This window comes from Shewanella sp. UCD-KL12 (genome assembly GCF_001957125.1).
Lineage (GTDB): Bacteria > Pseudomonadota > Gammaproteobacteria > Enterobacterales > Shewanellaceae > Shewanella.
The window spans coordinates 230399-251704 of sequence record NZ_MPHJ01000003.1; the positions used below are offsets into that span (position 1 = coordinate 230399).

Sequence of the window (21306 nt, forward strand, 5' to 3'; positions counted from 1 at the left end):
AGATATGTCAGACGCAAACAATGTAGCAGTAGCAGTAAATAAAGACGATGAAGTGTTGCAGTGGGTAACCTTTAGACTCGACAACGAAACCTATGGTATCAATGTGATGCAGGTTCAAGAAGTGTTGAGATATACTGAGATTGCACCTGTCCCAGGCGCGCCTCATTATGTACTTGGTATTATTAATCTTCGCGGTAACGTTGTTACTGTTATTGATACACGTTCTAGGTTTGGGCTCGCATCAGCAGATGTCGATGACTCAACAAGAATCGTGATCATCGAAGCGGAAAAGCAAGTGATTGGTATTTTAGTCGACAGTGTTGCCGAGGTGGTTTATCTACGTGGTTCTGAGATAGATAATGCACCGAATGTAGGCACTGAAGAGAGTGCTAAGTTTATTCAAGGTGTTAGCAACAGAGATAATGAGTTATTGATTCTCGTTGACCTAGATAAACTCCTGTCTGATGAGGAGTGGATGGAGCTGTCACAGGTTTAATCTACTTTAAGTTCATAACAACCAGCTTCTACTATCCAGCTCCTGAGACTTTAAAGGTCTTAGGAGCCCTATCTTTATAGAGTCTTATTCATGACCAGTGATGGAATTTTAATTGCGGCATTAGTGTATGTATTAGTCAGTCTTGGTTTCTTGCTGTATCAGCAAAAACAGACAAAGAAACTTGCTGCAAAAGTTGAGGCTTTGACGTTATTAATTAAAGAGAGTGACCGACAGCGTGAAACAGTAAAGCGAGAGCTTCAAGAGTTAAGAAGTGGCACTATTGGCGTAGGCAAGCGGATGTTAGAACTTGAAAAACGCACTTCAAAGCATGATGCCAAATTTGATGAGGCCAGCCAGCAAGATCCTCAAGCCAAACTTTACTCGCGAGCAATGAAAATGGTTGATTTAGGGGCAGGTGTTGAGGAGTTAATTCAAGAGTGTGAAATTCCAAAGGCAGAAGCCGAGCTATTGATCCGACTACATGGAAAAGGCTAGTAAGCCTCTAGCATCTAGTTCCTAGTATCCTAGTAGCTAGGGCAATTTAAACCTCTTCCACTATTTTCTGATGCATATTATCCCACTTGTCAGGAAACTTGCCATCGAGCATGTAAGCAAATGCAATTAACTCTGCAATCAAAAGGTAGAGTTCTTTTGGGATCTCCTCTCCTAGTTCTAATCGCTGTAAAAAATCACTCAAATGTGGATCTTTGTGTATGTGTATACCAGCTTCTTGGGCGATAGCGATTATCTCATCGGCGAGGAGACCTTTACCAGAAGCTGATACCGTTGGAGCGCTATGGCCATCAAAGCTAAGTGCTACGGCTTCTCGCTCATTTTTCTTGTTAGATTCATCTTTCATCTTATTTCCATTTATTAGAGCCTCGGGGCAAAAGCACCCTCCTACAAATAATTATGCCTGTCATCCTGAACTAGTTTCAGGATCTGGCTTGTGGCAGCCAATGTGTCGGCGTCGTCTTTGCCTTACTAAGCTTTAAAACCTTCTTTGACCTATAGCCCCCTCATCTATACTTTGACCTTCACTAAAAAGTGCTCACCAGGCAAAAGAGTCGCAGGCACTTTTGCAAACTTAGTTTCGACAGTGTCTGGTCTTAAGCCTATGTCACCAATTTTTTTTACTAATGGAGGCAATAGTTGCTCAATCCTGGTTAATAATGCATGGTTATCCCCATTAAAAAGCATCTTCAATCGAGCGTTTTTTACATTAGCTTGAATGAGCAGTGGCCCTTCATTAAGGTTGAATTTCAACTGAAGGCGCCAGTGGTTACTGTTTTCATCATCGTTATCAACCTCTTTACTAAAGTGACCCTCTAGTTGCTCTTGATGCTGATTGAGTGAATAGGGGAGGGTGAAATACCAGTTAGCCGCTGTGCTAGTGTCATTACTCGCTTGGGAGTATATATTTAAATTGGAAACTAGCTTTCCTATGGTTTCTGTCGCCCCAGCTTTATCTAAGCTATTTAATAAAGCACTCTGGTTGCTCAGTTGGGCCTGCAGTTTATGCAAGTGCTTTACAGCTGAAATGTTCGCTTTACTCGTGTTGCCTGTATTGTTAGCTCTAACACCAAGAAGTAGCTGAAACAGCAAAGAAACTGAGTTCATGTGAGAAAAGCCAGACAAGCTTTGACTCTGCATTGTTATGGGGGAGTTTATATTAAGTAAGCCAGCTAACTCCTGTCTGATTGTGTTTGGGATTGCCAGAGCACCAAGTGGTAAAGGTTTCAGCTGTGGAATTATAAGTGCAAGTTTTGAGAATAGATTGTCCAGCGGTTTATTCGTGCTTACACTCTTTGCTAATATATTCTCATAAGGTTGACTTAGATTAGATGCGTTTATCGTTGATGAAGTTGCAGCTGATGAGTTTGCAACGGAAGGCTTTGTAAGTACAGTCTCAGGCAGGCTCCCTGCTTTACCTAGGGCTTTTTCAAGATGATTTTGTATGAGGCCTGGTTTAGCTGCTTGAATTGCAGTTTGTTCTTTAGCCTGCTCTTGGGGCAGTCCTAACTTATCTACTTTGGTTGAGCTCGATTGGTTCGGCATTATCTTTGATTGGATGTCATGGCCTGGCGTTGATTTCAACAACGGATTAGTGAATTCTTTATTCGAACTCTGCATTGCCCCAGTATCACTGCTACTCAATAGCTTAAATAGCTGTGAGTAGATATTTGAAATCTCTGGCTTTGCAATAATCGTCTGCTGAAGGTTAACTGGTGAGCTCATATTAGATGCCGTTTCTGGCGATATTTTGATGTTGAGGTCACCGAGCTGTGGTTTTAATGTGAGCATCCACTGTTTGTTCTGGTAATGAATACTGGGTATGACAGTTAAGCCTGTAGATTTGCTAGCACCATTAGTAGCACTATTAGTAGCAGCCAGAGCAGTCAGCTCATGTAGCGTTTTAGGTGGTAAAGGTATTTTACTTTCATTAGCAAAGATAAGGTTTTGATGGATAAGAGAAGCTTTGGGCAATATATAACCCTGCTCCCGAGCACTAATCTGTTGTAACTGTTTAAGGTTGATATTTTGCTCAGTAATCAGCTGTTGTAGTGCTTTTGGCAGTGGTATTGATATGGGCTTACCTAAAACTAATAGTGTTCCTCTATGGGCGGATATATCTGTAGCTTTTATTTCACCGGTTTGAGTCACTGCAGGGCTAGCCTTAGAGAAACCTGATAAGGCGCTAATTATTTGGCTATTGAGCAAGTATGAAACTGAAGCTTTAGCAGTAGCTCTGTCTGCAGTGGTCTGAAAAGTAACTTGATAACGTATTGAATTAACCACAAGAGTATCAGACTTGCTACTGAGTTTGAGAGATACTGGTATTTGGACTTCATTAGCGTTTACGTTGGCTGTTACTGAGTTTGCTGCCGTCTTTGAAGCGCCACTCGCTATAGGCGAACTGCCAGTTGCCAAACTTGTTTGTGCACTGTTGTTACTGGGCGCTTGTGGCTGTGTTGCATCTATAGGTGTCGCACTCTTAGGTGTACTAGACACATTGGGATGAGTTATCGAACTGAGTGGATCTACCATCAAAACATCCTATCAACATATTTAAATTTACATTTTTTATGATTTTAAGTTTGATCTATTTCTATGGCTAAGTATCCTTAGCACTCTTGTAACGAAAATCACACTCAGCAGTCTAGTTAGTTACACTTATATCTGAAACGCACTTAGCTCATCTTGTTATCGACTTGATGCCTCAGGCCTTTAGTGTTTCGTATAAACTATCTACTTTTACTATAGTGTGTAATACCTACAGTTTATAGGTTCAGTGCTCTGGCCTATATTAAAGGGGAAGTGCTGATAAAAGGGGGCAGATAAGACTGTCCGAATGCTCAAACGTTATACCGATAGTTATTAGTTGTAGTAGCTGAAATGGATTCGGCTGCATTATCGAAGAGATGAATATGAAGTTTAGATGGATAGCATCATTTGTAACGGCCCTCAGCTTATTTCATGGGCAGCTATTTGCTGAAGAGGGCGGTTTAATCTCGAGCCAGCCTCCAGCGGATAGCCCTGCATTGCACCAGAAGAGTATTAATTTACCCAATACAGTTAACGACAGTACGGATAAACAGAGCACTACAAGTAAGACGGATACAAGTAAGACCACTATAAATAAGACCACCTTAACCCATAGCGCTGAACTTGCGGCTTCGCCCCTTGAGTCTAGTCAAGAGCAAGTAAAAGCAGATGAAGCGACTGTAACCATTAGCTATACCGATGAAAGAGATCCAATAGAAGGCTTTAATAGAGCCATATGGGATTTTAATTATTTATTTATGGACAGGTATTTCTATCGCCCGGTTGCTCATGGCTACAATGACTATATTCCTATGCCAGTAAAAACTGGGGTTAATAATTTCGTATTAAATCTTGAAGAACCCAATGCGATAGTCAATAACACCCTACAAGGGAAGTGGGGCTGGGTTGCAAATGCTGGAGGCCGTTTTACAATCAATACGACCTTAGGTTTGTTGGGGGTTATCGATGTAGCAGATATGATGGGCTTACCCCGTAAACAAGACGATTTTAATGAAGTTTTAGGCTACTACGGTGTCCCTAATGGTCCCTATTTTATGGCACCATTTCTAGGACCTTATGTTACACGTGAACTCGCATCTGATTGGGTAGATGATCTATACTTTCCTTTATCAGAGCTTACTATATGGCAATCATTGCTTAAGTGGGGCTTGAAAAGCCTGCATAGTCGTGCATCAGCTATCGATCAGGAACGCTTAGTTGATAATGCACTAGATCCATATACTTTTGTTAAAGAAGCTTATTTTCAACATATGGACTATAAGGTGTATGATGGAAATGTTCCTGTAGATCAAGATGAAGATGATCTACTCGATGAATATATGCAGGAGCTAGATTAAGAAGACTAGAGTATTATTAACTCAATAGGTCTTCTATAAAAAGGACCATTGATGGCGCTAGAAGAGTTAGTAATATTACTTGTTGAAGATGACCCCGTTTTTCGAAGAGTCGTTGCCACCTTTCTTAATAGCAGGGGGGCAACGGTCATAGAAGCAAACGATGGTGAGCAAGGGTTAGAAAAATTTAGACAGTTTGCATTTGATATCGTACTTGCAGACTTAAGTATGCCCATCATGGGCGGCCTAGACATGCTAAAACAGATGTCAGAGCTTAATGCTAATATCCCCTCTATTGTGATCTCAGGTAACCAGGTTATGGCTGATGTGGTCGAAGCACTACGTATTGGCGCGAGCGATTACCTGGTCAAGCCGGTATCAGATCTTTTTCTGATTGAAAACGCGATAAAACAGTGTTTAGAGTCTGTTATCTCAAAAGAGGTTCACCTTGAAGATATCGAGGAGCTATCTTACCAAGAGCTACAAGATAATTTAGCCTTACTAGAGCAAAATGAGGAGGCAGCTAAAAGTGTGCAGCAGCAACTGTTTCCCCCTTCCCAAATTAATTATCTGACAGCAAAAGTTGACTACAGCCTATTTAAAACCGATGAGGTGAGTGCTTACTTTATTGATACAGTCAATGTCGGTGACAATCATCTTGTTATGTATATGGCGCACTTTCATCCGCAAGATAATAGAGCTGCATTTGCAAGTGTCTTACTAAAAAGCTTCGTCAATCAGAAGTTAAAGCTATTTCGTAATGGTACGACGGCAGCGATTATCGAGCCCTATAAAATGCTGAGCTATCTCAATGAGAGAATGACAAAGTCAGGGCTAGATATCTGTATTGACATAGCTTATGTGGTGGTCGAGTTAACTCAATATCGCGCTTCAATTGCGCAGGCTGGTAATGGCTTGCGTTGTTATATCCGCAACCAACAAGGCTTAACGCCTTTAGCCCTTCCTGATTCACTTCAATTAGGCATATTAGATTGGGGTCACCCTAGTGCCCAATTTAGAACGTTAATGCCCGGCGAGCAGCTCTGTATCGCTTCAAATAAACCTGAGCATAAACAGATGTTACTTGAGAACCAATTTCATGGTCTTGCCTACGACAAACAAATACCAACTGGTGGTTATGTACAGCTGTCTTTTTAAGAAGGCTCTAGTGGCGAGCGTTTAGGTACGAGGTATTAGCTCAATACTTGCCTTGATAGTTTTTCAGAGCTATGGATTGTGTGATGAGAAAATATGCTTTTGAACATCTCGAAGTCTGGCGTCGTTCTTCGCGTTTAGTTTGTGATATCTATCGTTTATTCAATAATTGCAGAGATTATGGCTTTAAAGATCAAGTAACTCGATCTTCACTTTCCATTCCTTCCAATATTGCTGAAGGTGAAGAGAGCTCCTCCGCTAAAGATTCTGCTCGCTTCCTATACTATTCAAAAGGTTCCGCAGGAGATCTCGCCACCCAGCTGTATATCGCTATCGAAGTCGAACTCATAGATAGAGATAAGGGGCTGAGTCTTATTGATGAAACTAAACAGATTTCAGCCATGCTGGCTGCCCTGATCAAAATTAGGCAAGAAGATGTGAATGAATCGCCTGTGGAAGATAAGGCTAAAACTAACTGAGAGCAATTGCTATAGGCATGAGATGTATCATTCAGGCTTGGTACTTAATATCGATGTAAGTCATCGTATCTAGGGGGTTATGATTAGTTGTTTCATAATAAAACGCCTCACTTTTACAAGTGAGGCGTTACAGATAACAAGGTTAGTATCAAGTCCTATTAACCTAGGAACTCGTATCTCGAACCTTCTTTAATGCTTTATCCCTTCATGCTCAGCAGTAACTGCAATCTCTTCTTCAAGAATTTGCTCTTCTGTATGTTTCTCATTACCTTCAGCACCATGCATCCAATCTACAAGCTTGTCAGCCATGAAATATAGCAGTATGCCAGAGGCTGCAGCTGTAATAGCGATGCCTGCGAAGATTGACATAGCATTTGCTAGCTGCTCTTCTTTCGCGCCGCCATGTCCAATAAACGAACCAACGATACCACCAACTTTATTTGCTATCGCAATAAATAGGAACCATGTACCCATCATCAGTGATGCGATACGCAGTGGAGCAAGTTTAGTTACCATTGAAAGACCAATAGGAGATAGACAAAGCTCACCCATTGTATGGAAGAAGTATGCACCGACTAACCACCACATGCTCGACTTAGCGTCAGGATTTCCGCCCATCTGAAGTACAGCACCGATCATAAATAGGAAGCCAATACCTAACAGGATTAGACCCAAAGCAAACTTAACCGGAGAGTTCGGCTCATTCTTACCTAAGCGGATCCAGATAGAGGCGATAACCGGAGCAAAAATTACGATAAATATTGCGTTAAGTGATTGGAAGTATGTGGTAGGGACTTCCCAGCCGCCAATCATACGGTCAGTAAAGTCATTGGTGAATAGGTTCATTAATCCACCGGCCTGCTCAAAACCTGCCCAGAAAATCACGGTAAATAGACCCATCACCATGATCACTTTGATGCGATCGCGTTCTATTTTTGTGAGTGGCTCTTTACGAACTTCACCATTAGCTTCAGATTCCGCCTTATCAAGTTTAGCAGCAGGTACTGTACCTATGTCACCTAGTAATCTTTGAGCAAACAAAAACTGAATGATTAAAGAAACGACCATACCAATACCAGCACAGAAGAAACCTGCCTGCCAGTTGTTGATAAATATCTCTTTGCCATCGACAATTTCAGTATGACCAAATTGCGTGTAAGCCCAAGCAACAATAAAGCCAGATAAGGCTGCACCTAAGTTAATACCCATGTAGAAGATGGTAAATGCACCATCTCGACGGTGATCGCCCTCTTCATAAAGGTCACCAACCATAGTTGAGATATTTGGCTTAAATAAGCCGTTACCTAAAATAAGTGTGCCTAAACCGATGTAAAAAACGGTTGTTTCTAAACCTGGGAACCAAGCATGAGGGGCTGCTAGGGTAAACTGACCAATGGCCATTAACGCGCCACCGATGTAGATCGATTTACGTTGACCTAATATGTTATCGGCAAGCCAGCCACCAATAAGAGGTGTAAGATAAACAAGACCTGTAAATGTACCGTAAAGAGATAGTGCGTCAGCTTGTGTCCAACCAAGCCCTCCTCCGCCGTGAGTTTGAACCTGATCAACCAGATAAAGCACCAAAATGGCGCGCATTGCGTAATAACTGAAACGTTCCCATAACTCTGTTGTAAACAACAGGAACAGTCCCTTTGGATGCCCGAGCATCGTCCCTTGGGGTTTTGCTACGCTCATTAAGTTTCCACCTTCGCTTGTGATTGCCTGTAGAACAAGTGTCACTACAGAAAAATTATTATTACTTTATTTTACAGTCTGGTAACTTAGAGCATTAATACTAACTTAAGCTCATGATTAATTGTGCTTTCCCTAACATGGTTGGCAACAATTTAGAAACAGACTATTGTTATATTTTAATATTTGGAGCTATAAATTCTACGAAACCCACCTTATATACCTTTTTCTGATTGCAATTGTCAATTTTGCAGGCGTGAATGCTGAGTATTTAAACAAGCTAGGGTGTAAAGGTGTGGTGAAATTAAAAATTGTTTCATTCGTTATCTATCGTTATTTATGCCGCTTACAGTTATGTAGGAGAACGCATTAGCCTCGAGGATTTTGTCGTACCATATCTGTTCCAATAGCGAAGCGTCGTCTCAGCTCCCAGCTAAGCATCATCTAAGCATTTTTGCGCTAGCGACTTCATAGCTTTTCAGGCAACGCCGTCCTCTTGGCTTTATCAGCGTAGCGTCATCTGACCGCAAGGGACTGCAGGAATGCCGAAGATGCATGGAGCAATTATCGGCTTAGCTCTCAACCCCTATCTCAATTTCTGCCTCCGGCAATAACTCTCTGTATTTACCTGCTAAAGCGGTTTTGGCCGCCTGATCGCCATGAACAATACGGATATGTTGCGGTTTTCGGCGCATTCGCTTTACAAAGTTAATCAGATTACTTTGATCTGCATGGGCCGAATAGCCAGATATGGTATGTATGCCAGCTTTTATATCTATCCTATTACCATCGATATCAACATATCCGCCTGATGGACCATAATGCTGAATGTCTCTGCCTGCAGTGCCATTTGCTTGGTAGCCGACAAAAACCACATCGGCAGTAGGCTCTACTAAAAACCTTTCTAGATAATTCATTATCCTGCCACCACTACACATACCACTTGCGGCTATGACTACTGCGGGTTTGTTACGCTTAGCTAAATAATCGATAGTGGCAAGGTGCTCTTTATGAGTGTTAACCGTATATAGTTGTTCAAAATCCAAAGGGTGCCTGTGTTGCTCAAGGGCTTTTCTAGCTTCCTTGTCCCAAAGCTGTTTGAAAGACAGATACTGCTCGGTGAATTTGGCTGCAAGAGGGGAGTCAACAATAATTTCAATTTGCTGCCATAGCAGGCTATTGGATTGCCGATGAATAATCTGTTCAAGCTCATAAAGCACTTCTTGTGTCCGCCCAATACTGAAAGCTGGGATGAGTACTACACCATTATCGATAACGGCCTTTTCAATCACTTTACGTAAACTGTTACTGCGATGCTTTCTGTTTTTGTGATTTTTATCCCCATAAGTCGATTCAATGACTAAAGTGTCCGCTCTGTAAGGACTTTTCGGACTAGGTAGAAGTGGGGTGTAAGTAGCACCAAGATCTCCAGAAAACACAACACGATGATTATTCCCGGTTAAGTGTGCAGTTGGAGCTGTAGGCCGACTGAGTTCAACTTCGATATAAGCTGAGCCTAAAATATGACCCGCTGGTTTAAATTTCGCTTTTGCGCTGTTGAAAGCAAGATGTTGACTTACGTGATCTGTATCGGATGCATGTGGCAATACCTGAATATTTACCCAAGTATCGTATTCAACTGGAACAATAAGTTGCTTTAGCTTATCTAAGTAGAGGTCTATGAGCCGCTTATTCTTGGTGACACCGACTTTAAGAGCATCTGCAATCACAATTGGCAATAGCGCAGCAATTGCGACTGAGGCATAGATGGGCTGATTAAAACCTGCAGCGATAAGATAAGGGATACGACCAACATGATCGATATGACAGTGAGTAACCAATAGCGCTGTGATCTGACTGATATCAAACTCTATGCTCATTTGCTCTGCAGAGCTCTTCCCTGCCGTTTCAGCACCTTGAAATAGACCACAATCAACCAAAACAGCTGATTGAGCATGAATATTTAATTGATGACATGAACCTGTTACGCCATTAACTGCACCATGATGGGTGATACTAGCTATAGGGGAGGTGGTCATAATACGTTCCTTGTATTACATGCATTTTGTGTAATTGTAATTGTATTTGCTACTTAGCTTGTTATTTGCCTTACGTACTAAATCAATGTACCGCTTTTTTCCTGTAATGGCGATTTTTTGGTTCGTATAGAGGAGGCTAAAGCTGCTTGTGATGGAGTGGCGGTATTTCAGCCCTTCTGTGCCGTGACTTCTTTACGTTCATATACAAGCATTATATCTGCTTTATTTATGTCTAGGCAGGATTGCAATGTTTCTACTTGATACACTAATCGCATCGCTAAAAGAGTAAAACCGAGAAGAGTATGAATATAAGAAAGCCTAAAAAGGTGAAGATTGTTTATATACTTTTGTTAACAGCTTGTTTAGTCGTCAGCGCAGAATAATCTTCTACTGTACTGGGCTGTCTAATTGCGTATAATCGAGCGGGATTTTGAAAGGAAGTTAATCCTAAAGTTAGTCAAGGGTTATTGCAAATAGAGCCGTAATTAGTTAAATCGATACTAAATCGCTCATTCTTTTCTATCTTTCACTTTTACTAGATGCGTCGTTTGACTCGAGTGCTTTGGCTTAAATCTTGGAGATTTATAGGTGTTATTGAAATTCAAAAAGCTCATTATTGCAGGACTTGGTGCAATATGTTTATTAAGTGGGACTGTTCAGGCTAATACCCCGTCTCCGCAGATGATTGAGCAATTTAAAAAGTTACCCAAAGCTGAGCAAGAAAGAGTGGCAAAGCAGTATGGACTCGACCCATCAATGCTTGCCTCACCGAGCGGTACAGGCAATCAACAAGATGATTTTAATAACTCTCAACTTATCAACCCTCGTGAAGTTGAGGATGAAAAAGCCAAAGAGATGAGAGAGCAACAAATACTCGTTGAAGAAGTCGCTCAATTTCTCAAAGATCAAAAAGATAGAGACACCAAAAAGCTACAGCCCTATGGTTACGACCTATTCGCAGGTGAACCTACCACTTTTTCACCCGTTTCAGATATTCCAGTACCTAGTGAGTACTTGGTTGGTCCTGGTGATAATATAAAAGTCCAACTCTATGGCAAAGAAAACAAAGAGTATGATCTGGTTATTAGTCGTGATGGAAGCATTCAGTTTCCGGAGCTAGGTCCAATTTCAGTTTCTGGATTAAAGTTTGAGGACCTGCGTAAGACGGTCTCTGCTCGTATCAAGCAGCAGATGATAGGGGTTGAGTCGAATATCACCATGGGTGAGCTGCGCTCAATCAGAGTATTCGTTGCTGGTGATGCGTATAAACCTGGTTCATATACAGTTTCTAGCCTATCAACTATGACTCAAGCACTTTTTGTCGCGGGCGGTATTGCAGAGATTGGCTCGCTCAGAAATATTCAACTTAAGCGCAAAGGTAAATTGATTGGTACTTTAGATCTTTATGATCTGCTTATGCGTGGTGACGCCTCTAACGATATGCGTTTACGCTCAGGTGATGTGGTATTTATTCCATCAGTAGGCGGACTAGTATCTGTCGATGGTGAAGTTCGTAGACCTGCTATTTATGAGCTAAGCAAGAATGAAACAATTGGTGATGTTATCCATATGGCTGGTGGCTTGACGGGGGGCGCATACCCTAAAAGCAGCAGTATCGAACGATATAATCAACAAGGCTTAAGATCGATAAAAAATGTTGATTTGACCAGCGACAGTGAACGTTCTGTTAAAGCTAAAGCCGGTGATATTGTAAAAGTTAAAACCTCTTCTCTACAATTTGAAGATGCGATTACAGTCGTTGGTGCGGTAGTTCGTCCTGGTAAGTATCAATGGTATCAAGGTCAAAAAATCAGTGATTTACTTCCATCAGTATGGGGAGATTTAGCTTCATCAGTTGATCTTGATTACGCAATTATTATCAGAGAGATCAATAAACACGGTGATATTGAAGTTCACCAGTTCTCGCCATCCCAAGCCATTGTAGACAAACAGCTAAGCAGTGATCTTCAGCTCAGCCCTCGTGACATTGTGATGTTTTTCAATTTTAGTGATGATACTCAAAATCGCTTCGAACTTAACACTTTAGTTAGGGAACGAGTTGAAAAAGTCGTTCAACTTGTTGGAGATAATTCATTATCTAAAGATCTTTTTAAAGCTGGTTTTTCACAACTAGAAAATCAAAAATTAAGAGATCGTAGCCAACTAGGCGGCGTCGTCGTTGCACAAGAGCAAGAGGAAGATGATGAAGCTTTAGCGATTAAAGGTGAAGTTAATCGCATGATGGCTAACCTGTTTGAAGATCCTGAGCTGATCAAGCTAAGTGGACTGATGAATAGAAGTGAGCTGCTTTACCCTATCATTATGAAGCTCAATCACCAGAGTCGCTCAGGGACAAGCGTACAAGTTGTAGCCATTAAAGGTCAGGTATACCACGAAGGTATGTATCCTTTACCTGTCAATGCACGTATCTCTGATATTGTCAGCGCTGCAGGTGGCTTAAAAGAGGGGGCATACACCTCAAGAGCAGAGCTTACTCGTACAGTGACTCTCGCTGATGGATCAAGTATTACCCATAAGAATATAGAATTATTACCCGCTCTAAATGGAGACCCAAATGCAGATTTAGTGCTGAAGGGAAGAGATATTCTCACTGTGATGACAACGCCAGAATGGCAGGAAAATAAATCAGTTGAGATCCGTGGTGAAGTTCGTTTCCCTGGGGTTTATAACATACGTCGTGGTGAAAGCCTTAAGGATGTTATAGAACGTGCTGGTGGCTTTACTGATTACGCGTATCTTCCTTCATCAGTATTTGTTCGTGAGTCAGTTCGTCTTCAAGAGCAGTTAGAAATTAAAAAGTTAGCCGATCAGCTTCGTCGTGATATCGCTACTCGTGGTGTTTCAAAAGATGGTGATGTCGTCAATTATTCAGATGTTCAGATGATGCTGATGGATCTTGAAAACATTGAAGCTGTTGGTCGACTCGTGGTCGATCTATCTGCAATCTCTATTGGTATTGAGCAGGCCGATCTTCAATTAGAAGATTCAGATGTACTTTACGTGCCATCAACTAAGCAGACTATTGCAGTGATGGGGGAAGTTCAATATGCGGCCACTCACAGGTTTAAAGAGGGTTTAACCTTAGACCAATATTTGAATATGTCTGGTGGGGTTAGAGAAAGAGCTGATGATGGCAGAACCTATGTTATCAAAGCCAACGGTTCAGTGATGCTACCAAGTCGTTCAATGTGGTTTAGCAGCGAAGACCGCTTGCAGCCAGGTGACACGATTATTGTACCGCTAGATACCGAATACAAAGATAACTTAACCCTTTGGACTCAGGTAACGAGTATCATCTATAATACAGCCGTAGCATTTTCATCTATCTCTAATATTAAGTAGAGATATTAGCTATAAAGTTTGAGTTAATTCACAAAGAGCCTTAAAAAGTTCCTTGTTTGCAAACATGTTGTACATAAGTTAGCACTGTTTAAATCATTAAGCAGTGCTAACTTTGTACGTTTTTCAAGTTTGATCATCAGTAAGTTAATAGGAAAGCAATCATGGATTTTATAATCCCCTTGAGTTGCGCATTTATCGTCTCCTTTATGGCTATCCGTTGGGTTATTCCAATTGCTGAGAAGGTAGGTCTTGTCGATATTCCAGCAGGAAGGAAACAACACTCAGGCAGGGTCCCGTTAATTGGTGGCTTTGCAATTTACCTTAGTGTGTTAACGACCAGCATGGTGTTTATTCCAAATAGCCAAGCGCTAAATATCTATTTAGTGTCAGCCTCACTACTGTTATTTATTGGTGTTCTGGATGATAAATATGATATTCCGGTAAGGTATCGTCTAGTTGCACAAGTTATCGTCGCTTCTATGATGATTTTCGGCGCAGGCTTTTACCTTAAAGACCTAGGTAATCTATTTGGGTTTGGTTTAATTAGCCTCAGTGTGGTTGGGGTATTCTTTACTGTGATAGCTGTAATAGGTGCAATTAATGCGTTTAATATGGTGGATGGTATTGATGGATTAGCTGGTATGCTCAGCCTTATCTCCTTCGCTGGACTGGCTTTTCTACTTAGTCGTGTTGGCAGTGAGTGGTTTTTATTACCCTTGCTGTTTATAGCTGCCTTGATTGCATATTTAATGTTTAATTTAGGTTGGCCAACTAAGATACTCAGAAAGGTCTTTATGGGTGATGCGGGTAGCATGCTTATCGGACTAACTGTAGTTTGGTTACTGGTGATAGGTGTTAGCGAAGGTGTTGAGGCATTTAGACCTGTTACTGCTCTATATTTTATCGCAATTCCATTAATGGATATGGCTGCGATTATGTTTAGGCGTATTAATAAAGGAGACTCTCCTTTTAAACCTGATCGTGACCACCTGCATCATATTTTCATGAGAGCAGGCTTTACCCCAAGACAGTCTTTAGTCATTATCAGCCTTTGCGCTAGCTTAATGACAATTGTTGGCGTTGTTTCGGAACTTTATCAAGTTCCAGAAGTCATTATGTTCATCAGCTTTATTATTATATTTGCCCTATACAGTTATGCCATCCAGCATGCATGGCAGATTATTTCACGTTTTAGAAGTCGATTTTTATAATTGACTTAATTAGCAATTCAATATTCAGTTGGAATGAGGTCAGATTTGAAAAAGTTACATAGCAAGTCACGAAAAGGTGCAGGTTTTACCTTGGTTGAGCTTCTCATTGTGATAACTATTCTAGGGTTATTAATGTCACTGGTTGCGCCAAAGATGTTTAGTAAGGTTAGCTCAACACAACGTAGCACAGCAGTTGCGCAAATGAAAAACCTGGAAACCTCTCTCGATACTTATCGACTCGATGTTGGGTCTTACCCATCAAGTTTAGCTGAACTAAGAAGCTCGACAAAGCACGGTTGGGACGGCCCATATCTACCTAAAGATGTACCGCTCGATCCTTGGGGTAACGAATATCAGTATCAATCACCAGGTGAAGGTGGTTTACCTTATTCGCTAAGATCATTAGGCAAAGATGGTCAAGTTGGTGGCACAGATGACAATGAAGATATTATCCATCAATAATGAATATTGAAACATTACTATCGCAAGACTTCGCTGTTTCATCAGTCGATTTAGAAAAAGCGAATGCTTATCAAAAACGTGCTAATGGACGCTTAGAAAAGATTCTTGTCAACATGGGGGCACTGTCTGAAGAGACATTGCCTCACCTTTATTGCAAGTTGTTGCAACTTCCTTTAGTTAACCTAGAGTCACTTAAAGAGTGGAACGCTCCTGAGTGGCAGGAAAAAGTCGCTTTATCGAAAATGGTTGAGCAGTCTTGGTACCCTCTTATAAATGAAGAGGGTCATTGGGTCATTGCAGTTCAAGATCCGTTAAATTTTGATATTCAGCAGCAGCTAGAGTTTTATCAAATCGATTTTTCACTGCAGATCCTGGATGATGAAACCAGTGGATTCTTAGCTAATCACTACCAAGATGCTGATCAGCAAGTGGCCGATAATGAACTCTCTACTGATGAAGAGGAGCGTTTAAAGGAGCTGGCTACTGAAGCACCAACGGTTAACTTACTGAATTCACTAATCGGTAAAGCGCTAAAGGCCGGTGCGTCAGATATGCACCTAGAACCTTATCAAGAAAAGTATCGCATTCGTTTTCGTATCGATGGGGTATTACAAGATATTGAGATGCTTCCTGCGAAGATGCGCTTGCCAATTGCATCACGTTTGAAAATTTTATCAGGCATGGATATCGCCGAAAAGCGTAAGCCACAAGATGGTAAAATCGAGATGAAGATCGCTTCTGAAGAGTTCGATATCCGTGTCTCTGCTTTGCCTGTTAATGATGGTGAAAGTATAGTGATGCGCTTCTTGCGAAAAGAAGCGATCAAGTACGATATGGATGTACTTGGCCTCTCCGGTGATATTCGTAACTTGATTGAGGAAGACCTTAAAACCACTGCGGGCGTCATTCTGCTAACGGGGCCTACAGGTAGTGGTAAGACGACCAGTTTATATACCTTCCTTAACTCAATTAATAACAGCGATGTAAAAATAATTACACTCGAAGATCCTGTCGAGTATCAACTTGAAGGGGTTAATCAAGTTCAAGTGCAATCTGAGATAGGTTTTGACTTCTCAGCAGGTCTTCGAAGCATAGTAAGGCAAGATCCCGATGTGATCATGTTAGGTGAAATTCGAGACTCTGAAACAGCACAAATTGCCATGCAGTCTGCTCTAACGGGTCATTTAGTATTTAGTACAGTGCATACCAATGACGCTGCAAGTGCTTATACGCGTTTGATTGACTTAGGAGCCGAAGAGTTTTTGCTCAATGCGGCGATTACCTCCGTTATCGCACAGCGACTGGCTCGAAAACTATGTCAACACTGTGCTGCACCTCACCCTGATGCGGCCGGAGTAATAGAAAAATATCAGCTTAATGACTTAGCCAAGCAATGCGGTGTAGATATCAACCTTCATGTACCACAAGGTTGCGAACACTGTAATCATAGTGGCTATAGCGGACGAATTGCGATTGTTGAGTATCTGCGTTGTGACGACGAGATTAAAAAATTGCCTAAAGATAAGCATTTCCCATTAGTTGCCCGCGAAACGGCTAAGGCGAGGGGATACCGTAACCTTCTTGAAGATGGTTTTTACAAGGCAATGATAGGTACCACTTCAATAGAGGAAGTGTTGAGGGTTGCTGGTTAAATGGCGCAATATACGTATAAAGCTTATGACAGTAGCGGCGCTGTAGTCAGTGGAGAACTTGAAGCAAGTAGTGCAATTCAAGCTAAAGAACAGCTAGTTAAAGACAAACTTCGCCCGGTTCAACTCACTGAAAAAAAGCCCGCTGCAGAAGGTATAAAGCTTAGCTTTGGCAATAGTAATATTGTCACGCTAGATGATGTCGAATTTGTCACTGCTGAGCTGAGTTTGTTGCTTAACTCAGGGGTTAAAATTGATAAAGCCTTGTCTGTGTTGGCAAGGACTAAATCGGGCTCAGCTTTGGCGGAGCTATTAAACAAGCTGTCTAACGACGTGCGTAAAGGTCAAAGTCTCAGTGATGCGATGGCCAAGCATCCGAAAGTGTTTGATAACTTGTATATCAACCTAGTTACCATCGGTGAGTCCAGTGGTAATTTGGTCGCGGTTTTTGCCGGGCTTGCACAAGATCTGAAGTACCGCAAAGAGCTTAAAAGTAAGATCACTCAGGCGATCGCCTATCCAACCGTGATTTTACTGGTTTGTATCTGTTCAGTTTTATTCATCTTCAACTTTGTGGTACCTAAGTTAACCGTGATGTTTGCTGATGCGGCTGAATTACCGATTTATACTGAAATACTGCTTGGTGTGTCTGACTGGATCCAGTCTTATCAAGTCCATCTGTTTGTTGTTGTTGCTGCAATCGCCTTTGGTTTTCGCTGGATGATGCAACAGGGACATTTTGCTCATAAGTTTGATGATGTATTGCTTCAGCTGCCTATACTGCGCAACACTGTCAATCTCATTGAGCGTATCCGTTTTGCCAGTAGTATGTCTTTGATGCTCAATTCCGATGTGAAGCTCGATCAGGCCTTAGTTTTATCGGCTGGCAGTGTGAAAAACCGTGTGATAGCGCGTAACCTATCGGGTGTTAAAGACAAGGTACGTAAAGGTGAGCCAATCACTAAAGCACTTAAACAAAGTGGATTGTTTCCCGATCTGTTTATGTCACTGTTAGAAGTGGGTGAAGAGAGCGGCAAAATGGCGCCAGTTTTTGAAGAGATATCAGATCGCTCTCGCACAGAGTTCTCTAATTGGACCGATAAAATGACCAGCATGATCGAACCTTTAATGATCCTATTTATGGGTGGCATTGTTGGTTCTGTCGTCGTAGTCATGATGATGAGTATCGTATCTGTTAATGATATCGGCATCTAATGCATGGCTAAATCTCACCTTAAACTACCAGCTGACTTTAGTTCAGAACTAAAAGCTAAAAACAAGCAGAGCTTTGCCCAAAACCAAAAGTTAAGTGCTAAGGGGTTTACCCTTATAGAACTCATCGTAGTCATGCTGATTATGAGCATAGTACTGTCTTTAGTTGGCCCATTAACCTTACGTATGTTAGATCGCGCACAAGCCCAGTCAGAATTGATTAGTTTTAAGAATAGTATAAGCAAAGTCAGTTATATTGCCTTTGCTAGTGCGACAGAGCATTCATTTGAATTAAATAAAGACCAATTGATTGTTTATAAAGCTAATCGCGAACTTCAACAAACCAAGTTCGATTACTTAAGCTTTGCACCGCAAACGATTACGTTTAATAGTCGTGGTTACCCCTATCCTGAGACCATGGTAATAGAGCTACCGAATAAGAGTGAAGAGGTTAACCTTTTTAAGCTCGTTGAGGGTGTTGATGCACGTATCGAAGAGTAATAGCGCTTTGTCTAAAGGTGCCTTGTATAACAATACTTTGCATAAAAGTGCTTCGCGTAAAAAGACGTTGCATAATAGCCGCAGACAAAGCAGCAAGTTAGTTAACCGCTCGAAAGGCTTTACCTTAGTCGAAGTGATGATCGCTGGAGTGATATTGATCATGACGGTTACTGCTATGACGATGGTTTATCGCACGGCAGCGTTATCGAGTGGTAAAGCATCAGATAATGTTGAGTTCAGTGCCAGTGTCGGTATGATTTTCAATACTATTCAGGGCCATGTACGTGGAGGTAATGCGACTGAAGCTATGAGTGGTGATGGGCATTTAGCTGGCGTTGATTATCGCTGGAGTACTGAGCTGATTACTAAGAAAGGCGCAGCAGAAAAGTTTGATATCGATGAAGGTGACTGGGTTGAACAACCTGTTCGATTTTACCTGTGGAATGTCGAATTAATTGTTTCTCAAGGCAGTAAAGAGCGAGTATATAACTACAAAGAGCTGAGCTGGGAAAGGTAAGCTTTAGCTACGAGCTACGAGCTACGAGCTACGAGCTACGAGCCAGCCTAATATCCAGAAGTTAAGAGCCAAGGGCTGGATGCTGAAACAAGTTCAGCATGACAGTGGCAAACTTAAAACTTAAAACTTAAAACTTAAAACTTAAAACTTAAAACCGAGATCGAGTGAAAAAACAAAGCCAACTAATCAACAGACTCTCAAAGGGCTTTACCTTAGTTGAGTTACTTATCTCCATGACCATACTATCTATGATCATGTTGCTGGGCAGTTGGAGCTTTTCACTGTTTACTACAAACTGGGAAGGGCGCTTAGGTCATTTTTCTAAGAATGTCTCACAGACCAAAGACTATATCTTGATGAATGATATTGTTAGCTCGATTATTCCCTACGTTTATCGGGTTTCTAACAATCCTAGGTACTATTTCAAATCGACCCCCACCGAGATGTATGCGGTGACTCAAAGTTCTATTTTTCACCCAAAATCTGCGGTCGCCTTTAAATTTACTGTTGAAGACTTCGAGGATGGCTCTAAATACCTCTTGTATCAAGAGGCTGAGTTAGGTGTGATAACCCAAGGGCAAGAGATCAACTACAGCCACGAGAAAATTTTAATTGCCAAGGCTGATGATATCCAATTTAAGGTATTTGGTTGGAAAGATATCCAACAAAAAATGGCCAGCGAAGATCCTATGACTAACAGTGGTGCTAGACCTTTATGGCGTGACAGTTATGATGCAGAAAAGAGTAATTATATGCCATTGTCAATTGCCATCTATTGGGATAAGGCTGAAATACTCATTCCTATGGTTAATGATCAAGGTAGCTCCTTGAGCCGTATTACCCAGCTTGAGAATCAATAATGTCCATTTATTCGAGTAACTCAAGCTATGCAGCGAATAGCCAAGCTATAAATAGACAAAAGAGGTCTCATCGCTCAAAGGTTGGTCTTTCTCATTGTAATGGTACTTGGCATGCTAAGCAGAAAGGAATCGCTCTGTTTCAAGTTTTGCTGATCACCGCAGTGATTAGTATCATGGCGATGCAGTTTACTCAGACCGCTCGCAATCAAATTTCTATAGCATCAACCATAGTCGATCGCGTTCAGGCACAATCTGAGTTAAGAAGCGCAGAGGCTGAACTGCTATTTTCACTGATAACCGAAAAGCGTCAGCGAGATATTCATTCTAATAATAGCTATGCCCAAAACTGGAACTTCTATGGTAAGCCGTTTGGTTTAACACAAGCCAGTCAGTCAGATCTCGCTAGTAATCAATCTGCCTTCTCTACGAGCCAACCACAAGAGACCTACCGCTTTAACGATGACGGTACGCGGTTGAAAAATTTCAGTCTAGAAGGTCGTGATAATGTGCAGATCACCATGCAAGATCAAACCGGACTTATTAGTTTATACAGGGGCAATGGGGCGACTAAATTCGAAGAGCTACTCAACTCTTTTTCGACGAATCCTAGAATAGACACTTATGAAAACTCTTATGGAAACTATTTTGAAAACTCTTATGGAAATAATTATGAAAGCAGTAACCAAAGTGGTTTTCTAAATCGTAACGCTCATTCGCAACAGAACGCTTATCAGCAAGAGTACTCTGCAGCGTTACTCGAACAGCTCCAACCCTCTATCATGGCCAACAGCATGGTTGACTGGCAAGACGGTGATGATGCTGAGCGTATCAATGGCGCCGAAGCCCGCTTTTACGATACCCCAGGTATGCCGACAAATTTGCCCTTGCAAACCTACCAAGAGCTGAGGCATGTTAGGGGGTTTAATAGGCAGATGCTTGAACTTTTATGGCCCTATATCACCATCAGGCCTCAAGGTTATATCAATCCTATGATAGCACCACCTAGGGTCATGGGCTTGTATATGCCTCAAGACAGGGTGGATGAAATTGTTAGGCTTAGAGAGACAGGACAGTTAGACCAACAGCAGTTTGAAAACCTCAGTGGACTAGAGGTGGATGAAACCATCAACTTTGTAAATAGTGGCTTACTACGAATCGAGATACAGGTAAGTGTTAATCAAGTTTTGTTGACCAAGCAATTGGATATCATGATGCAACCCTATGATAAACACCCCTATATCGTTTACGAAATTAAGATATAATGCTT

Annotated in this window: 18 protein-coding genes; 14 read left to right on the forward strand and 4 right to left on the reverse strand. The window is 41.5% G+C overall.

Features of this window, described 5'->3' with window-relative positions:
* Nucleotides 1-4: 4 nt before the first annotated feature.
* Nucleotides 5-496, forward strand: a complete 492-nt coding sequence (locus BM736_RS08775; protein ID WP_076411178.1) for a chemotaxis protein CheW — start codon at nucleotides 5-7, stop codon at nucleotides 494-496.
* 90 nt (nucleotides 497-586) lie between these two features.
* The gene (locus tag BM736_RS08780; RefSeq protein ID WP_076410968.1) at nucleotides 587-991 is read left to right on the forward strand and encodes a DUF2802 domain-containing protein; all 405 of its coding nucleotides are present in this window, start codon (nucleotides 587-589) and stop codon (nucleotides 989-991) included.
* A 46-nt stretch (nucleotides 992-1037) separates the two neighbouring features.
* On the opposite strand, the gene BM736_RS08785 is transcribed toward BM736_RS08780, so the two are convergent.
* Nucleotides 1038-1355: an EscU/YscU/HrcU family type III secretion system export apparatus switch protein gene (locus BM736_RS08785; protein ID WP_076410971.1), complete on the reverse strand. Its 318-nt coding sequence runs from the start codon at nucleotides 1353-1355 to the stop codon at nucleotides 1038-1040.
* Nucleotides 1356-1519: 164 nt separating this feature from the next.
* Nucleotides 1520-3544 carry a hypothetical protein gene (locus BM736_RS08790; protein WP_076410973.1) on the reverse strand — a complete coding sequence of 675 codons (2025 nt, stop codon included), beginning with the start codon at nucleotides 3542-3544 and terminating at the stop codon, nucleotides 1520-1522.
* A gap of 380 nt (nucleotides 3545-3924) precedes the next feature.
* Between BM736_RS08790 and BM736_RS08795 the strand changes: the two genes are divergently transcribed.
* The 3 genes from BM736_RS08795 (at nucleotide 3925) to BM736_RS08805 (ending at nucleotide 6530) form a co-directional block, all read left to right on the forward strand.
* Entirely contained in the window at nucleotides 3925-4899 is a 975-nt protein-coding gene (locus tag BM736_RS08795; protein WP_256717763.1) for a VacJ family lipoprotein, read from the forward strand.
* 51 nt (nucleotides 4900-4950) lie between these two features.
* Nucleotides 4951-6054: a response regulator gene (locus tag BM736_RS08800; RefSeq protein ID WP_076410975.1), complete on the forward strand. Its 1104-nt coding sequence runs from the start codon at nucleotides 4951-4953 to the stop codon at nucleotides 6052-6054.
* A gap of 83 nt (nucleotides 6055-6137) precedes the next feature.
* Nucleotides 6138-6530, forward strand: coding sequence for a four helix bundle protein (locus tag BM736_RS08805; RefSeq protein WP_076410977.1), 393 nt, complete (start codon nucleotides 6138-6140; stop codon nucleotides 6528-6530).
* Nucleotides 6531-6719: 189 nt separating this feature from the next.
* Here BM736_RS08805 and BM736_RS08810 read toward each other — a convergent pair whose 3' ends face one another.
* The gene (locus BM736_RS08810; protein ID WP_076410979.1) at nucleotides 6720-8228 is read right to left on the reverse strand and encodes a peptide MFS transporter; all 1509 of its coding nucleotides are present in this window, start codon (nucleotides 8226-8228) and stop codon (nucleotides 6720-6722) included.
* Between the two features lie 569 nt (nucleotides 8229-8797).
* The gene (locus BM736_RS08815) at nucleotides 8798-10264 is read right to left on the reverse strand and encodes an MBL fold metallo-hydrolase RNA specificity domain-containing protein (protein WP_076410981.1); all 1467 of its coding nucleotides are present in this window, start codon (nucleotides 10262-10264) and stop codon (nucleotides 8798-8800) included.
* Nucleotides 10265-10852: 588 nt separating this feature from the next.
* Here BM736_RS08815 and BM736_RS08820 point away from each other — a divergent pair.
* From BM736_RS08820 to BM736_RS08860, 9 genes are all read left to right on the forward strand, one after another.
* The gene (locus BM736_RS08820) at nucleotides 10853-13627 is read left to right on the forward strand and encodes an SLBB domain-containing protein (RefSeq protein WP_076410983.1); all 2775 of its coding nucleotides are present in this window, start codon (nucleotides 10853-10855) and stop codon (nucleotides 13625-13627) included.
* 161 nt (nucleotides 13628-13788) lie between these two features.
* Nucleotides 13789-14838 (forward strand): UDP-N-acetylglucosamine--undecaprenyl-phosphate N-acetylglucosaminephosphotransferase, encoded by a 1050-nt coding sequence (gene wecA / locus BM736_RS08825; RefSeq protein ID WP_076410985.1) that lies wholly within the window; start codon nucleotides 13789-13791, stop codon nucleotides 14836-14838.
* A 45-nt stretch (nucleotides 14839-14883) separates the two neighbouring features.
* Nucleotides 14884-15300, forward strand: coding sequence for a type II secretion system major pseudopilin GspG (gene gspG, locus BM736_RS08830; protein ID WP_256717764.1), 417 nt, complete (start codon nucleotides 14884-14886; stop codon nucleotides 15298-15300).
* Nucleotides 15300-16952 carry a GspE/PulE family protein gene (locus tag BM736_RS08835; RefSeq protein ID WP_083699987.1) on the forward strand — a complete coding sequence of 551 codons (1653 nt, stop codon included), beginning with the start codon at nucleotides 15300-15302 and terminating at the stop codon, nucleotides 16950-16952. The genes gspG and BM736_RS08835 overlap by 1 nt, the downstream gene beginning before the upstream one ends.
* The gene (locus BM736_RS08840) at nucleotides 16953-18164 is read left to right on the forward strand and encodes a type II secretion system F family protein (protein ID WP_076410989.1); all 1212 of its coding nucleotides are present in this window, start codon (nucleotides 16953-16955) and stop codon (nucleotides 18162-18164) included.
* 3 nt (nucleotides 18165-18167) lie between these two features.
* On the forward strand, nucleotides 18168-18662 hold the full coding sequence (locus tag BM736_RS08845; protein ID WP_076410991.1) for a type II secretion system protein: 495 nt from the start codon (nucleotides 18168-18170) through the stop codon (nucleotides 18660-18662).
* Nucleotides 18643-19179 carry a PilW family protein gene (locus BM736_RS08850; protein ID WP_076410993.1) on the forward strand — a complete coding sequence of 179 codons (537 nt, stop codon included), beginning with the start codon at nucleotides 18643-18645 and terminating at the stop codon, nucleotides 19177-19179. Before BM736_RS08845 ends, BM736_RS08850 begins: the two co-directional genes overlap by 20 nt.
* A 164-nt stretch (nucleotides 19180-19343) precedes the next feature.
* Nucleotides 19344-20039, forward strand: a complete 696-nt coding sequence (locus tag BM736_RS08855; RefSeq protein WP_076410995.1) for a type II secretion system protein J — start codon at nucleotides 19344-19346, stop codon at nucleotides 20037-20039.
* Nucleotides 20039-21301, forward strand: coding sequence for a general secretion pathway protein GspK (locus tag BM736_RS08860; protein ID WP_076410997.1), 1263 nt, complete (start codon nucleotides 20039-20041; stop codon nucleotides 21299-21301). Before BM736_RS08855 ends, BM736_RS08860 begins: the two co-directional genes overlap by 1 nt.
* Nucleotides 21302-21306: the final 5 nt, after the last annotated feature.

What these genes read in the sequence shown, in the direction of transcription:
- BM736_RS08790 (WP_076410973.1), bottom strand. Translation starts at nt 3,544, where the DNA reads ATGGTAGATCCACTCAGTTCGATAACTCATCCCAATGTGTCTAGTACA.
- BM736_RS08775 (WP_076411178.1), top strand. Translation starts at nt 5, where the DNA reads ATGTCAGACGCAAACAATGTAGCAGTAGCAGTAAATAAAGACGATGAA.
- BM736_RS08840 (WP_076410989.1), top strand. Translation starts at nt 16,953, where the DNA reads ATGGCGCAATATACGTATAAAGCTTATGACAGTAGCGGCGCTGTAGTC.
- BM736_RS08835 (WP_083699987.1), top strand. Translation starts at nt 15,300, where the DNA reads ATGAATATTGAAACATTACTATCGCAAGACTTCGCTGTTTCATCAGTC.
- BM736_RS08845 (WP_076410991.1), top strand. Translation starts at nt 18,168, where the DNA reads ATGGCTAAATCTCACCTTAAACTACCAGCTGACTTTAGTTCAGAACTA.
- BM736_RS08815 (WP_076410981.1), bottom strand. Translation starts at nt 10,264, where the DNA reads ATGACCACCTCCCCTATAGCTAGTATCACCCATCATGGTGCAGTTAAT.
- BM736_RS08785 (WP_076410971.1), bottom strand. Translation starts at nt 1,355, where the DNA reads ATGAAAGATGAATCTAACAAGAAAAATGAGCGAGAAGCCGTAGCACTT.
- BM736_RS08860 (WP_076410997.1), top strand. Translation starts at nt 20,039, where the DNA reads ATGTCCATTTATTCGAGTAACTCAAGCTATGCAGCGAATAGCCAAGCT.
- BM736_RS08810 (WP_076410979.1), bottom strand. Translation starts at nt 8,228, where the DNA reads ATGAGCGTAGCAAAACCCCAAGGGACGATGCTCGGGCATCCAAAGGGA.
- BM736_RS08850 (WP_076410993.1), top strand. Translation starts at nt 18,643, where the DNA reads ATGCACGTATCGAAGAGTAATAGCGCTTTGTCTAAAGGTGCCTTGTAT.
- BM736_RS08780 (WP_076410968.1), top strand. Translation starts at nt 587, where the DNA reads ATGACCAGTGATGGAATTTTAATTGCGGCATTAGTGTATGTATTAGTC.
- wecA (WP_076410985.1), top strand. Translation starts at nt 13,789, where the DNA reads ATGGATTTTATAATCCCCTTGAGTTGCGCATTTATCGTCTCCTTTATG.
- BM736_RS08805 (WP_076410977.1), top strand. Translation starts at nt 6,138, where the DNA reads ATGAGAAAATATGCTTTTGAACATCTCGAAGTCTGGCGTCGTTCTTCG.
- BM736_RS08795 (WP_256717763.1), top strand. Translation starts at nt 3,925, where the DNA reads ATGAAGTTTAGATGGATAGCATCATTTGTAACGGCCCTCAGCTTATTT.
- BM736_RS08800 (WP_076410975.1), top strand. Translation starts at nt 4,951, where the DNA reads ATGGCGCTAGAAGAGTTAGTAATATTACTTGTTGAAGATGACCCCGTT.